This is a genomic window from Streptomyces sp. NPDC039462 (genome assembly GCF_055639375.1).
The window spans coordinates 2,309,717-2,324,286 of the sequence record NZ_JBVKAO010000001.1 but is presented as its reverse complement, the minus strand read 5'-3'; the positions used below and the strand labels follow the sequence as shown (position 1 = coordinate 2,324,286).

The window sequence follows — 14,570 nt, the reverse complement described above, 5'->3', positions numbered from 1 at the left end:
CCATCCTCCGGGGCTCGCGCTGCCGCCTCCGCGATGCGATCGGCGGCCTCCCAGTCCCTACGGATGAGGTCGTAGGGCGCGGCGGCGCCCAGGTGCGGCTGGGTATGGCCGTCGGCGTCCAAGGGCCTGCCGAAGAGGTCACCGAATCCCCGGTCAGGGGTGGCGGATACCGGATTCCAGCAGCGCCGCGCCCAGCGGGGTCAGGGTGTGCCGTGTGGCCTTGCCGTCGCGGCCGGAGGTGATCAGGCCGACCTTGCGGAGCACGGTCGCGTGCTGGCTGGCGGAGCTGGCGGACACCCGTACCCGACGGGCCAAGTCCGTGGTGCTGCAACCGTCTGCCACCGCTTCGAGCACCGCTGCCCGGGTGCGTCCCAGCAACTCCTCCAGCGGCCTGCCCGCCGTATCACCGATGCTCCACAGGCCCGCCCCCGGCGGCTCGGCGCCAAAGGCCGGCAGGGCAAGGACCGGTGCCTGTGCCGAGTCCCCGGGACAGGTCAACACTTCGGCCTGTTGCAAGGAGAACACGGCCGAGGAGATGACCAGGCCGCGCCCGCCCAGGTGGACGTCCGCCTCGCGGTGATGGCGGACTTCGAGCACCGGCGGCCGCCAGCGCACCAGGGACGGATCGAGCGACTCCAGCATCCGCTCGGTCCCGCCCTCGCCCATCGCGCGCACATGGCCCTCTCGCACAGAGGTGAGGAATGAGCGCATCCGCGACCAGTACGGCGCCATGGTCACCGCGTGGCACGTCCGCAGCGACGCGGCCACCTGGAGCCGGGCCTCGCGGTCGCCGTCCGCCAGATTCCGGGCCCAGTTGCGGTGCGTGGGCTGGATACGTAGGTTCTCCAACTCCGCCCGCAGCAGGGCCCGCGGAGCCGCCAGGAAATTCTCCACTGCCTCGTCGAGGTCCGCCGTGTTTCCCATCAAACTCATCGCGTCGACCACCGGTCCGTGTCCCGGCATCAACGCGGCCAACGGCCCTGCCTGTTCGCCCACTCGACCGCCGACCGCGGCCCGCCATCGTAAAAACGGCGCCAGGGCCGGAGCATCCGTGCTTTCCCGAAGCAGTCTCACACTGTCGAACGTCTCTGCCGCCACCCCGAGGGACACGGCTACCCGGGTCCGTGCAAGATCCTCCGCAGTGAAATGAATGCGTTTCACAGCCCCCGTCCTCCGCATCGCCGCCCTCTTAGACCTCTCCAGTCTCCCCAATGGCCTTGACACCGATGCGGCGGCCTGGCCTCCTCCGCACGACGCCATACCTCGTCCTCACCGGGCGGGGCCATCCTTTCAGCGGAGCCTGAAACAATGGCAACTGCCATCCGGGCCGTGCCACGGTGACAGCCGCCTGCCCCTCGCAGGGGGCCAGGATGAAACCGGAAAGGAAACAAGCGATGCTCCGGAAACTCCCGATCACCGCGACGGCGCTGGGCCTGGCTCTCTCGGGCCTCCTGCTGATGCCGACATCGGCACAAGCGTTGGAGCGGCCCACGGCAGCCGCCGAGCCGCACTGTGGCTACAACGACAACTTCAACGGTCAGGCGGTGTGGAGGAACTGCGGAAACTTCAATCACCTGATCGAGACCTGGGCGCTGGGCGCCAGCAAGAGCCACCAGTGTGTAGCGGCCTACTCCACCTACAGTCTGGGGCCGACCTGGTTCATCAGCAGTTCCAAGTACGCCGGTGGGGAAGGCTGCAGGCCGTAACGCCCTCAGACCCGCGCGGCCACGCCCGCACACAACCCCCAATCCCCTGCGGCCGCCCTCGTCCTCGCTCTTGGCACGGCCTCGGCGCAGCCCGCATCGGCGGCCCCGGCAGCCTGACGGGACCGCTGTCCCAACGGTTCCTTCTGCGTCTTCGACGGGAGCAACGGAACCGGGACGATCGCCTGGTTCCGCTCCGGATCCCCGGACCTGCGAGGCCAGTCCATGGACAACCGGACCTCCTCGTACTGGAACCGTAACGGGGACCAGTGGGCCCTTTATGACGGATACAACTACGGCTCGGGCTGCTTCACCGTCCATGCCGGCGCGCGGGCCGACCTGCCCTCAAGGTAGGCCGGCTGGGCAGTACCGGTAGTCGCCCGGCCTGGTGTCAGGCTCAGGCCGCTATGGCCGCGGTCAGCGCGTCCTGCAGCAGGAATGCCGCCAGCGTGGCGAAGGTGACTGCGGCGACGACGTTCACCGTTACGGCCGTGCGGTGGCCCCGCACCAGTCCCTGGCTCAGCCGGCCGGCGCACAGGCCGATCGTGGTGTCCCAGATGAAACCCATCACCAGGAAAATCAGGCCGAGCGCCAGAAGTTGAAGCCACAGCGGACCGTGTCCGGGGCTGGTGAACCGCGGCAGGAACGCGGCGAAGAACAGCACGGTCTTCGGGTTCAGCAGATTGGTCAGGGCGGCTTGGCGCAGGACCTGACGCTCGGGCGGCACCCCGGGAGCCTCCGTCGGCGGCTTCCTGGCCGAGCGGGCCGTGGACACCGCGAGCCATCCCAGGTAGAGGCCGCCGATCAGTTCAACCCCGATCAGCGCGGCGGGCGTCGAGCGCAGCAGGACGGCCAGGCCGAGCGCAGCGGCCGTCACGTGCACGACCATGCCCAGCGCCATTCCCGTGGCGGAGACCAGACCGGCCCGCGGGCCCCGTTCCAGTGCCACGGCCATGATGTACGCGGCGTCGGGCCCTGGGGCGACGGTGATGATCGCGACCGCCGCCAGATAGGCCGGCAGCAGTGTGAGGTCCAGCATGACATCCTCCCGGGCCCGGATGAGGTGACGCTCAACAGCTCGCTCGGTAACGCTTAACAGCTCTTCATTACGTTACCCGTCCAGTGCGGCCACGGCAACGCATAAAGGGCCGGTAACGCGTTACGCTGGAATGCATGGCGGAACGTACGGCGGTCACCTTCACGGAAATTCCCCTCCAGGCGCTGACGGACCTTGTCAACGGCTGGGGCACACTGCCACGCGAGGGAGACGGCCGGGGGGACGCTCCGCACCGGCCCGTCTCCGACATCGCGGCACACCTCGGCCTGCCCCCGCGGGTGAGCGCCGGGCTTACCCCAGAGGCACTCGCCCACGCGGCGGACCGCCTGCACCCGGCCTTCTCCGCCCAGGACGCCGAGGCGTGCGCACGGCACCTGACGCGTCTGCTGGCGGATGGCGGCGTCCGCCCCGTCGTGGGGCTCGCGGACGGTGGCGCACTGCAGGCCGCATGGAGCGTCGACGATGCCGATCACGCCCTGGTGGCGGCAGCCGCGATCACTTTGCGTCAGTACCTCGCCGCCCACGGCTTTGCCCGCATCGGCGTGTGCACCGCCGGGAACTGCGCCGACGTCTACCTCGACCAGTCCCCCGGCGGCCGGCGCCGGTTCTGCTCGGTGACCTGCCAGAACCGGACTCGCGTCGCGGCCTTCCGCAGCCGCAAGGCGGCCTCCGCCTGAGTGTGGAGGTCACCTTCCGTCGTCTCTGCGCACCGCCTGCGGGCAGGCCCGCTGCACGACGCGGGAGCAGGTTCCTGAAGAGGCCGTTCTTCTCCACTGGTTGGAGTAGTGGTAGACCGTGTTCCAGGGCAGGCGGTCGTGCGGAAAGGTAGCGCCGCGGCATGCTGGTGCGGACCACATGGAGCACCACGTCCAGGAGGTCGTGGCGGATTGGGTGGCCGAGGTTGCGGCCGCGGAGCGGCGGAGCTAGTCGTCGCACCAGCTCCTCAGGAGTGCCTCGGCCAGCGCCCATCGGATGTCGGACAGATCGTTGGGATAACGACGGGATGCGCTCAAACCGGTAGAGAGGATCTCCCCTGGGGGAGCGGCAGCGCATATATAGGGGGAAGAGCGTGCTGCGGGTTCACTTCACTGTCGAGGACTTGGCGCAGGTACGGATCATGCCGTTGGGGCCGCTCGCAGAGACGGAGCTGAGCTTACGGACCGTGCAGCGGTGTGACCGTCCGGCGTTGTTCGGTGGGTGGCATACGCGTACAGGTCCGCGAGTCAGCGCCGATGGGAGGGCAACAGTGCGGTTTCTCAGCCCCCTTGTCGCGGGATTCGTGGATCTGTTCACGCTGGTGGGCGTGGCGGGCTGTATGGACGAGGGAGCGGAGCGGCTGGTGAGTGCGCCGCACCGGCGGCTGCGGGCGGAATTCTCGGTGCATCCGCGCAGGGCGGCGTGGAGGCCATCGTGGCTGACCGAAGCGATGGATGCCGACCCGCGGGCGGTGCGAAGGCTGGCCGCAGCGCTGCAGGACTACCACCGCGTCGCAGTGGCCCCGTACTGGGCGCGTATGGATCAGTACCTGCAGGGTGAGGTGGCCCGGCGTGGGCGGGTCATGGCGCAGGGCGGGGTGGGGGCACTGCTGGGCAGCCTGCGACCGATGGCTCTGTGGAAGCCCCCCGTCCTGGAGCTCCCGGGCTATCGGCGACTGGTTCACTCCGGAACCGACTTCCACCTGGCGGGCCGTCAACTCATCCTGGCTCCGTCGGTGTTCTGCGGGCCGATTCCTCAAGTGTTCGCCCGCCGCCCGCAAGCAGAAACGATCATCATCGTGTATCCGGCTCTGCGCGACCCGGTCGACGCGGCAGCCATATGGGCTCCCCTCGACACCCGCCAGGGCGATGCTCCGGTGCCGCCGGCTCTGTCCGCCCTCCTCGGCCGTACCAGGGCGGTCGTGCTGTGCGTCATAGCCGACCACCCCGCCTGCACGACCACCCAGCTCGCGCAGTGGGCGGGCATATCACCGGCCAGCGCCAGCGAGCACGCCACCACTCTGCGCAGCGCCGGCCTGACCACGCTCACCCGGGAACGGAAAGCTGCCCTCCATACCCTGACCCATCTCGGCCTCACGCTGCTGAGCACCAACGGTTCGCCCCGGCCAACGTCTGAACGCCGGAGGCCCCACCCCAGGTGATCCTGCCGGCCAGACCTCTGCGAGTTCCCCGGAGCCTACTGACACCGGTTGCCCGTCCGCGGACGGGCAACCGAACCGCAACGGAACCGTCGCTTATAGCCACACCCTCGGCCCACATATTCGGGGGCTCTTCTTCACGCAGACGATGTAGGAGGTCACGCGGTTGGCGGAAGTCCCCGCCCGCTCGGAACCGCAGCCGGAAGCGCTGCCGTTGGGGTCGCTGATCTCGTTCTCGGTGCCGTCCGCCCGCCGATATACGGTCTGGAACCCTGCGCCGTCCGCGTAAAGGTCACAGGCGTATGCCCACGTATTACTGCTATAGATGCCCCCACGCCCACACACAAACACGCTTGCCGGTCCACACGACCGCAGCTGGTACTCGCTGTCAGCCAGAGCGCTCGGCGCCGCCCAGAGCGTGAACCCCATCATGCCGGCGACGCCGGCCCCGACTACCGCTGTCCTCTTGGCCTGCCTCTTCCGTGCTCTGGTCTCGTTCTTCACGGCGGTCTCCTTGGGTCGTCCAACCGGATTCCAGCGCGCCATCCGCACCGCACACGACCTCTTCCTGTGCGAGCGCCTCCGGCCGTAGGCCGACGGCGCGGTCGCCGCGAGGGAGGAGCAGCGCGTGGCTGTGCCAGCAGACTCTCCTGACGAATCGGTGGAGTCACCTCGTTTCGGGCCGGCCCGAAACGACCACCAGCAATCTCGGACCGTCCACCAGCCGTTCTACCTGTCGCCGTGGCACTACCACAGAGCCTTCCCGGGCTCCTCCGGCTCCAGGGGGGCGGGTCGCGTGCTGCTGAGCTGCCTCCAGGCGCTCGCGCTGCCCGTTGTGAAGGATCTGCCAGACCGACGAAGTGCGCTGCCGGGCCTGCGCGTCATGACGTGTGCACGGTCAACGAGTAGCATGCGGAAGCTTCTGCTTGCTCCAGGTTCGTCCGACGGAGAGGGAGAGTCATGCGCAAGCCCCTAATGGTGATGGCTGTGGCCGTGATGGCGGCCATCGGTTACACCGCGCCGGCGCAAGCGTCCGTGAATGCCGTGGACATGCCCTTCGGCATGGCCTACGGCAACAGCACCACATCCGGAACGATTCACTTCACCGACGGGTACACCGCCAGCGTGTCCGGCGCCGTCCACGCAGCCAGCGGCCTCCGCCAGGTCTGCGCCCAGGGGGTGAATGGCAGCCTGACGTCGGGCCGCCCCCTCTGCAGCCCGTACGCGTTCGAGGGCGGGCCGAACCAGATCATCAGCGGATCGCTGCGGATCCCGGTCGCAGGCGGCGTCCAGCGGGTCTACATCACGATGTACGACGAGTACAACGTCCCGCTGGCCCGGGAGTTCTGTACCCGCAACGGCTGTACGCGAGAACGCTGAGCCGACTGCCTCCCCCGCCATCCTCCTCGACCCGCTCGCCCGAACAGGCCAGGAACGCCCACACCTCGGCCGCCTCCTTCGCCGGTCTCCCCCGCGAGCGCCAGGCCCACCTGCTCATCGACCGCGCCATCAGGGAGAAGCAGGCCAGGCAACGCGAGGACGCCGTCGACACGCTCCTGGAGCCGGAAGAACTCGCCCCTGAGGAGGTGGTGTGCCGACCCCGCGCCAAGCGACTCGTGGAGGACCTGCGCCTGTTGGGAGCCGGCAGGCTGGCTGTGCCGACGGGCGCTTGCGCGGTCTCGCTGATCGCTTTGGCCTGCGCGGGTGACCAAGACACCCACCCTGTACCTGATCGCCTGCGCGGCCCCACCGGCCCGACGCCTCGATGTCCCGATCCGCGCTGCGCAGCAGGCTGGTTGGGAGGTCTGCCTGATCCTCACGCCCTCCGCCCACCGGTGGCTCACCGAGGATGCCGAGGGCGAGATCCAAGCCCTGGAAGAGCTGACTGGCCATCCCGTCCGCTGGCAGTACAAGCTCCCCTCGCAGCCCGACCTGCTGCCCCCGCCGGACGCGCTCCTCGTCGCCTTGCCCCACTTCAACGACGCGCAGGCCGCCCACCCCGCCGTCCAAAAGCACGTCGACTTCTTGCGTGAGGCCGGTGTCACCGTACTGCTCGGCGAGGGAGGCTTCACCCCGCACAAGCCCAAGCAGGGCGACCTGAACGCCTACCCGTGGCAGGCCGCACTCGAGGCACTCCCGCCCGACGACTGACCTCCCTCACACCAACGCCGCGCCCGGCCGCATCTGTGCGGCGGGGCACGGTGCAGGGGTGAGTTCCGCGGCGCATGATCAGTCCTCGGCGCTCAGAAACCGTCTTTGGACTCTTTGGTGGGACCCGTGAGGGAGTGCGCGTCTTTGTACCCGTCTGGGGATGTAGAGCCTGTCGGGTCAGTTCGTCAGCCTGTCCGGCGGCAGGGAGTCAGCCGGTGTAGGCCCAGGACCACAACGCGAAGCCGGTGGCAACCGGGCATGCCACAACACCTGCCAGGAATAGGCGGCTTGCCCATGACCGACGACGGACACCGGGGGCGAACATCAGGGCGGTCAAGGCCGTGGCAGCACCGGCGACGATCACCACGTACTGCAGGAGCAGGGCGCCGACGTCCGCGCCCTCCGCCGCACCCCAGAGCGCGACCAAACCCACGAGCAGCGTGATCCAGGCCAGCGATGCCAGAGTGAGCGCCCACAGCACACCTGCCGCCACGGCAAGGCCCGTGTGCCCGGTGCGAGGTGCGGGCTGAGCAGAGCCGTACAAGCGCGTGTAGGTGCCGGGGTTCATCGTTGATTCCTTCCGTGATCGGTATGCACGATCCTCGCCCCGCAAGCCCTGCCGGGGCATGGGCGCGGATACTCGTCTGCACCGTGGCTCGTACTCAGCTGGCGCAACCCGGCTCCCGACGCCTGAATCAGGTTCGGCACAGCCCTCACCATCGACCGCCTCCGGCTCGGCCGCCTCGTCGCCTGCAACAGTGCCCCCGCCGAGGCAGAAGAACGAGAACGGCCGAGGCAACCGAGCTGCGCCACGCCGTCGCCCGCCGGGTGCAGCTCCTCGTACCAGGCGAGGACCACCTGTAAACGGTCGCCGTGTTCGAGGCCAGAGACTCGAAGCTGTGCATGGGGCACGCGGACTTCAGCGAGCATGGCCTGGAGCTGTACGCCGACGGTCAGGACGAACCGACCGAGGTGGTGGACCTGGACGACGCCGTGTTGCCGGCGGCGCTGGACGCGTTCGCCGAGCTGCTGCGCCCGGAGGAGGGTGCGCGACTCGTCGTCGACCTGGGAGGCCGGACCAGTGTCGGCCTGGCGCCGCGTCGGCCATCTGCGATTCAGGGACCGACGGCACTCCGTAGCCATGCCGGAGCCGACGGCCGCGCGGTGGGGTACAAGTACCGCTGTGGCGCGGGAGCGGATCCGGTGGCCGGCGGTCGTCGACCGGGCGAGAGATATCGTGGAGAGCTATGGGGGTGGCGTCACGCTGCGCCAGGTGACGTACCGCCTGGAGTACACCCAGAACCCCTTCCCGTCCCTACATGGCAGGTGCGCCCTGTTGGTGACGTCGTGGGCCCGTGCCGTTGTGGCTGTGTTGCCGGCCGGTGGCCGGGGGGAATCGGTTGGGGTTGAGGTTGAGGGGTGCGGGGTGGTGTGTGTGCCGGCCTGATCTGCGGTGTGCGGTATGCCTCGCTGTCGAAGCCGGGTGGACGGCTGTGGGATGACCGTACGGATGCCTCGGTGCCGGAGGCGGCTGCGGGCGGCAGGTGCCGCATACGCGCGGTCGGCCAGAACGGCCAGGGTCCGGGCCCGTGGCCTTCGCGGGCCGGTGCAGGGCACGCGGATGCGGGATATCACCGGCTCGAAGGCGAGTGTCGGCGTACTCGCGCAAGTGCTCAGCAAGTACAGATGGATGCGGTCTTGCTGGGAAGCCGGCCGGTGGTCGCCGAAGCCGCGTGAAGTGATCTGCGCCTGCCGCGCGCATTTCTCTTGCGCGCAGAGTGAGAGGACGGGGAATGGTCACACGCAGAGGATTCATCGACGGGGCTTCGGCGGCCGGTGGGGCAGCGCTGTTCGGCGTCCCCTCGTCGGCCTTGGCCGCCACGGCTGAAGAGCGGGCCTGGACGGACACTGAGGTGAAGGCTCGTGACGCGATCCGAGAGGTCAACGCGGGGATGCGCGCGAATTATGCCGCACTCAAGTCCGCAATGATCCGTCGTCTGAGTCCCGTGATCGTGGTCCAAAACGATGCCACCGGCGGCACGTTCACTCTTGTCCGTGGCGGAAACCCACAGCAGTCCGTCAGGCCGGTGCCCGAACTGTTCGAGCTGGCGAAGTCGATCAGCCACGTGCCCCAGGGCATTTTCTCGATCCTTGCCGCGTATCTGAGCCACAGGGTGCCCAACCTCGCCAACGCCTGTCGCATCGACCCCCATGACCTGGACATGGTGGCCTTTGCGGGGCCGCGGTCATCCGGCTGGGCCGGCCCGCTCCAGAGCTACGCTGCCACGCTCACCACCGCACGTCGGCAGCTGGGAAAGGCCAACCTGCCACATCAACTGGAGGCCGCTTGCGGGAAGATCCTCGACGAAGCGCTCCAATTCATCCGTGACTGCGTCAGCAGCGGAACCTTCGACATGGCCTCACTCCAGGAGTTCTCGGCCAAGACCTACCCGAGCATCCGCACGAACATGACGTATGCGGCTGCCGCGCAGATCTCGGGTGTGGAAGGGCTCATGCGCACGTGGCGGGGCCTGATCGGAGAAAAGGCATGGGAGGACCTGTACACCGTCGTACTGTCGATCTGGACGACGTCCGAGCTGAACCAGGCGTCGATCATCATCAGGCGATGCATGAACCCGGCGAAGGTCGCCACACATCTGATCGACCTGCCGACCGCTGAAGTTCCCCGCGACCCCGTCTTCGTCGCTCTGGACAACCTCGCCCGGATCGTTCAGGACAACGTCTCGGCCGAGATGGTCCTTTCCACCGATCCGGTGATCGCGGACGCCTTCAAGGGCAAAGAGGACCTGCTCTCCGTCGAAATCCTGGATCAGCTCGGAGCAGGGACCGGGGCGTCCACACCCGCTGCTCCCTGGGCGGCGTCCGCCTGCCCAGTCGGTAAGCAGAAGACGCAACCTGCCGTGTAACGGATGCTCGGTGGATCAGCTCCAGTGGCCTGCCCGCTCGTGTTGGCCACCCGGTCGCCCACCCGCTGCCACGGGCGCAGCCGTCCGAGCACACCTCCAAGGCCGAAGTCCGCGCCTTCACCGCGCTCTCCGCCGGCCCGAAGAGGGGTCAGGAGATTTCCGGAACGGATCCGAAGCTGTGGCGGTATGACGACGAGATGGAAGACGTCACCGTCATCTACTACGCGCCCCCTCTACAACGAGCAATGACAGCCCCGACGTCTCCCGAAGCCGACCTCAGCTACGGCATCGCACGTGTCCGATACGCCTAGTTCCCGCCGAGTTCCCCTACGCCTACTCCCCCAATGCCGCCCGCCTCCTCGCGCAGACAGGCGCCGCTCCCATGAACCGTGAACCGTGAATCGGCGTGCAACATCGCGGGCTGCCTCGCCGCCCGCAAGGCTCTGGAGTGAGCGCGGCCCGCCGCGTGCCAGGGGTGCGGATCAGGTCAATCGATCGTCCACCCTTGACGGTTGCTTGACTGTCTCTTTACGTTCGTTGCGTAGGGGTGATCATCAACGACCGCCCCTCCGCACTTACGCGCAAGTTCCCGCCCCCTCCAGGGGTTTCACCATGGAGCAGCTCATCAAGCGCATGACGGAGGAGACTGCGTGACGCACATTGACTGCCGCCAACTTCGGCCGGGCCCGAAGGACGGCCGCATCAGCGCCGCGCCGAAGAGCGACCGGGAGTCGGCCGACGCGGACGAGACGCTCGACGCAGTCATCGTCGGGGCCGGCCTCTCCGGCCTCTACCAGCTCCACCGGCTGCGGCAGCTCGGCCTGACGGCGGTAATCCTGGAGGCCGGTGAGGACCTCGGCGGTACCTGGTACTGGAACCGGTATCCCGGTGCCCGCTGCGACATCGAGAGCCTCTCCTACTCCTACTCCTTCTCCCCGGAGCTGGACCAGGAATGGGAGTGGAGCGAACGGTACGCCTCCCAGCCGGAGATCCTGCGCTACATCCACCACGTCGCGGACCGGTTCGACCTGCGCCGGGACATCGTGCTCCGCAGCCGGGTCACCCGCGCCGCGTACGACGAGGACCGTCACCTGTGGCAGCTCTCCACGGACACCGGACGGGCCGTCACCACCCGCTTCCTCATCCTGGCGACGGGCTGCATGTCGACTCCCCAAGCCCCCCGGATACCCGGCGCCGGCAGTTTCGCGGGCGCGATCCACCACACCGCCCGGTGGCCGCGCGAGGAGGTCTCCTTCACCGGCAAGCGGATCGCCGTGATCGGCACCGGGTCTTCGGGCGTCCAGGTCATCCCCGCGATCGCCCAGGAGGCGGCCGCGCTGACCGTCCTCCAGCGCACCCCGGCCTATGTACTGCCGGCCCACAACCGTCCCCTGCACCCCGCCGAGCTGTCCGAGTTCAAGGTCACCTACCCGGAGTTCCGGCAGGCTCAGCGGCGTTCCCGGGGCGGGACCGTCTTCGAGCCCCCGACCCGATCGGCCCTGGAAGCGGACGAGTCGGAGCGTACGGCCGCGTACGAGGCCGCCTGGGACACGGGCTTCCTCAACGGCATACTGCGCACCTACACCGACATCCTGACCGACGAGAAGGCCAACGAGACCGCGGCGGAGTTCGTACGGTCCAAGATCCGTTCGATCGTGGCCGACCCCGTGACGGCCGAACTGCTCTGCCCACGCTTCCCGTTCGCGACCAAGCGACCCTGCCTGGGCACCGACTATTACGCCACATACAACCTGCCGCACGTCTCGCTGGTGGACCTGCGTACCACCCCGATCGAGCGGATCACTCCCCGGGGCATCCGCACCTCGGACGGAGAGCACGAACTCGACATGATCGTCCTCGCCACCGGCTTCGACGCGCTGACCGGCTCCCAGCTCGCCATCGACATCGTGGGCAAGGGCGGCGCGACGCTCCAAAAGCGGTGGGCGGACGGTCCCCGGAATTACCTTGGGCTCGTCTCGGCCGGCTTCCCCAACCTCTTCACCGTCCTGGGCCCGCTCAGCCCGTCCGTGCTCACCAACATCGCGGTGGCCCTGGAACAGCAGATCGACTGGATCACCGACTGCATCGCCCACCTGCGGCGCAACGGCCTCACGGAGATCGACGCCACTGCGCAGGCCGAGGCACACTGGGTCGCGAGCACGGCGGAACTCGCCGGCCACACGCTCTACCCGTCGGTCGACTCCTGGTACACGGGCGCGAACGTCCCGGGCAAACCCCGCGCCTTCCTCGCCTACACGGGCGGCCTGGACCGATACCGAAAGGAATGCGACGCCGCGGCCCGCGACGGCTACGCGGGCTTCACCCTGTCTGCCGCACACTGAGCGACGCCGACGGTCGATGAGATGCGGTGCCGCGACGGAGTATGCGTACGCATGACTGACACCCCTCACCGGCTGTCATCCCCCACCGCAGTGGGGGGGACGGACACGCGACCGCGGCGTAGCCTATGAGGTTGCGCCCCTGGTGCGAGCTATCAGTGGCAGACCTGAGCACCGACAAGCCTCCCCAGGCCCCACCGGGCCAGGGCTGCGCAAACTTTCGCCCCGACGGCTCCCTCGGCATCCCCGGCACGCGACTTGGGAACCTCCCGCAACCGCGAAGTGCTGGGCTGCGGGCAGCGCAACCCGCTGCGCGCTCCTGCCCGGGACGGAGGAACGCTTGGCTGTCAGTTCGGCACAAGAACTCGGCCCGGCTCATGGAGCCTTGAAGAATGACAGCCATGAAGATTCGACAGGCAGGGCTTGAGGACGCCTCGGCCGTCGCTGTTGTCTACGTACGATCGTGGCAGATGGCCCGTGCCGGTCTTGTTCCACTGCACTACCTCGACGCCATGGGCCCAAGCCGCGATGAGCCCGAATGGAAGTCACGTATCGCAGAGACACGGTGGCCGTCGTCGGGGGGTGCTGGTCACCGAGACCGAGACGGGGATCGTCGGGCTCGCAAGTTTCGGCCCGTCTGAAGAGGCCCCTGGTATCGCGAAAATCGGCACGCTCTACGCGCTGCCCGAGGTCTAGGGCCGAGGATCGGCAAGCAGTTCATGCTGGCCACGTTGGCGACGCTAAATCAGGCCGCCTACCCACAAGTTGCCCTGTGGGTACTCGAAGACAATGAACGCGCCCGGCGCTTCTACGAGGCAGCCGGCCGGGGGGCATCACTTCCGCGATAGCGGCACGTGGGGCGGGAGGGGCGCACGCGTGTCGCGCATGCCGGGAGCCGGGATGGCCGTCGGCGTCGCGCTTAGACCATCGTGTGCTTCCGGTGCGGCATCACGCCAGGGGTCTCTCCCTCTGGCCGTCGTCGGTGTACGGGCTGAGGGGGGGCTGGGCGATGCCGGCGAGCCCGGGGGGGGGGGAGGACGGCGAGCGCCCGGATGGTCCTCGAAGGCGTCCGCGCCGCCCGCGACTTCCTGCCCGATCCCGGCCGCTCCGTCCCAATCACCTTGCAGTCCTGACGTCGGCCAGTGAATCTGGGCTGGTGCCAGGACAAGGGAAAAGAAGGCGGCGGCAAGAGGCCGAGGGGCAGCGGCTTGCCGCTCGCACCGCTCTGGCCACGGGACAGTGGGAAGTGATCGTTGAGACTCAGGACCAGGCGGAGATGCGTAGGCAGTTGCGCCGCCTTAGGGACGCAGGAATCGACGGGTCGTCGATCCGGATCGACACGCTGTGCGGGCGCCTCGCGCTCCCGACCACCTACCGGCTGAGCCGGTTTGTGACGGGCCCCGGGTGGAAGTCCGAACACGAGCACTCTGATCATTGAGTTCGGCATACATGTCCGGGTAGTTGCGGCGGGAGGTGGTGTTGGCGAGGCCGAGGCGGGGGTGCGAGCGCCAGCACGCTCGGGCGTCGGCCGGTCTCGGAGGTCAGGCGGTCGATCGCGGCGTGGACGTCGGTGCGGCTCGGCAGCGGGCGGGTTTCTCCCAGGTCAGCGAGTAGCGGCGCAGCACATGGCGGCGGTAGCGCACGTCGGGCAGCAGCTGCCGTGCAGCAGCCCGCACCTGCCCGTAGCTCATCTGCGGGTCGGCGACCGGCATGCCCTGCGGGCCACGCGCGCGACGCAGTAGCTTCGTGATCCGCACGATCGGGGCAGCCGCGATCAACGCCGCCCACTCCGTCACGCTCGCCTCGCGGGCCAGACCGACCACCACCAGCGTGCCGCCAGGCCGCAGCAGCTCACGCATGCGGACGAGTGCCGCCTCGAAGTCCATGTGATGGATTGTGGTCACCGAGCAGACGAAGTCGTATTCCGCACGGGGAAGTTCCGCGGTGAGGAAGTCTCCCTCGACGAAGGTGAGTCGCGGATCGCCGACAGCGGATTCGCGCGCACAGGCGATCATGTCCGGCGACTTGTCGATCCCGGTGACGTGTCTCGCCCGCCCGGCGAGCTTCCGTGCCAGCAGCCCGTCCCCGCAGCCAACGTCCAGGGCATCGCCGCACCCCTCGGGAACAGACCGGAGGATGCCCGGGTGCCGGGCAACGTTGGTGTTCCAGTACGGATCTGCGGCGGGCTGGCTCATCGGATCAGCGTAGAGGCCGGTCATGGCCTGCCGAGTGCACACCGACGGATTAGTTGTCCCCATG

The 14,570-nt window shown here is 68.5% G+C and carries 12 protein-coding genes and 1 pseudogene; 8 read left to right on the top strand and 5 right to left on the bottom strand.

Going from position 1 to position 14,570, the window contains the following annotated elements; genetic code table 11:
• Positions 1 to 153: 153 nt before the first annotated feature.
• Positions 154 to 1,161, bottom strand: a complete 1,008-nt coding sequence (locus tag ACZ7LU_RS09520) for an ArsR/SmtB family transcription factor (RefSeq protein WP_471916258.1) — start codon at positions 1,159 to 1,161, stop codon at positions 154 to 156.
• A 233-nt stretch (positions 1,162 to 1,394) separates the two neighbouring features.
• Between ACZ7LU_RS09520 and ACZ7LU_RS09515 the strand changes: the two genes are divergently transcribed.
• The gene (locus tag ACZ7LU_RS09515; protein WP_471916257.1) at positions 1,395 to 1,706 is read left to right on the top strand and encodes a hypothetical protein; all 312 of its coding nucleotides are present in this window, start codon (positions 1,395 to 1,397) and stop codon (positions 1,704 to 1,706) included.
• Between the two features lie 135 nt (positions 1,707 to 1,841).
• Positions 1,842 to 2,057 (top strand): annotated as a pseudogene (locus ACZ7LU_RS09510) (peptidase inhibitor family I36 protein); the annotation flags it as partial.
• 43 nt (positions 2,058 to 2,100) lie between these two features.
• On the opposite strand, the gene ACZ7LU_RS09505 reads toward ACZ7LU_RS09510, so the two are convergent.
• Positions 2,101 to 2,742 (bottom strand): LysE family translocator, encoded by a 642-nt coding sequence (locus tag ACZ7LU_RS09505; RefSeq protein WP_471916256.1) that lies wholly within the window; start codon positions 2,740 to 2,742, stop codon positions 2,101 to 2,103.
• Positions 2,743 to 2,876: 134 nt separating this feature from the next.
• Between ACZ7LU_RS09505 and ACZ7LU_RS09500 the strand changes: the two genes are divergently transcribed.
• Positions 2,877 to 3,437 carry a CGNR zinc finger domain-containing protein gene (locus ACZ7LU_RS09500; protein WP_471916255.1) on the top strand — a complete coding sequence of 187 codons (561 nt, stop codon included), beginning with the start codon at positions 2,877 to 2,879 and terminating at the stop codon, positions 3,435 to 3,437.
• 602 nt (positions 3,438 to 4,039) lie between these two features.
• Positions 4,040 to 4,897: a winged helix-turn-helix domain-containing protein gene (locus ACZ7LU_RS09495; RefSeq protein ID WP_471916254.1), complete on the top strand. Its 858-nt coding sequence runs from the start codon at positions 4,040 to 4,042 to the stop codon at positions 4,895 to 4,897.
• 93 nt (positions 4,898 to 4,990) lie between these two features.
• On the opposite strand, the gene ACZ7LU_RS09490 is transcribed toward ACZ7LU_RS09495, so the two are convergent.
• Positions 4,991 to 5,398 carry a hypothetical protein gene (locus ACZ7LU_RS09490; RefSeq protein ID WP_470976835.1) on the bottom strand — a complete coding sequence of 136 codons (408 nt, stop codon included), beginning with the start codon at positions 5,396 to 5,398 and terminating at the stop codon, positions 4,991 to 4,993.
• 456 nt (positions 5,399 to 5,854) lie between these two features.
• Here ACZ7LU_RS09490 and ACZ7LU_RS09485 point away from each other — a divergent pair, with 456 nt between their 5' ends.
• The gene (locus tag ACZ7LU_RS09485) at positions 5,855 to 6,274 is read left to right on the top strand and encodes a hypothetical protein (RefSeq protein ID WP_471147667.1); all 420 of its coding nucleotides are present in this window, start codon (positions 5,855 to 5,857) and stop codon (positions 6,272 to 6,274) included.
• Positions 6,275 to 6,598: 324 nt separating this feature from the next.
• Complete coding sequence (locus ACZ7LU_RS09480; RefSeq protein WP_471916253.1) at positions 6,599 to 7,045, top strand: flavoprotein; 447 nt, start codon at positions 6,599 to 6,601, stop codon at positions 7,043 to 7,045.
• 208 nt (positions 7,046 to 7,253) lie between these two features.
• Here the strand turns inward: ACZ7LU_RS09480 and ACZ7LU_RS09475 are convergent, their stop codons facing one another.
• Positions 7,254 to 7,613 carry a hypothetical protein gene (locus ACZ7LU_RS09475; RefSeq protein ID WP_471916252.1) on the bottom strand — a complete coding sequence of 120 codons (360 nt, stop codon included), beginning with the start codon at positions 7,611 to 7,613 and terminating at the stop codon, positions 7,254 to 7,256.
• A gap of 1,225 nt (positions 7,614 to 8,838) precedes the next feature.
• Here ACZ7LU_RS09475 and ACZ7LU_RS09470 point away from each other — a divergent pair.
• Positions 8,839 to 9,972: a twin-arginine translocation signal domain-containing protein gene (locus tag ACZ7LU_RS09470; protein WP_471916251.1), complete on the top strand. Its 1,134-nt coding sequence runs from the start codon at positions 8,839 to 8,841 to the stop codon at positions 9,970 to 9,972.
• Positions 9,973 to 10,622: 650 nt separating this feature from the next.
• The gene (locus ACZ7LU_RS09465; protein WP_471916250.1) at positions 10,623 to 12,314 is read left to right on the top strand and encodes a flavin-containing monooxygenase; all 1,692 of its coding nucleotides are present in this window, start codon (positions 10,623 to 10,625) and stop codon (positions 12,312 to 12,314) included.
• Between the two features lie 1,538 nt (positions 12,315 to 13,852).
• Here ACZ7LU_RS09465 and ACZ7LU_RS09460 read toward each other — a convergent pair.
• A complete protein-coding gene (locus ACZ7LU_RS09460; RefSeq protein WP_471916249.1) occupies positions 13,853 to 14,506 on the bottom strand; it encodes a class I SAM-dependent methyltransferase in 654 nt (217 codons plus the stop codon).
• Positions 14,507 to 14,570 lie beyond the last annotated feature (64 nt).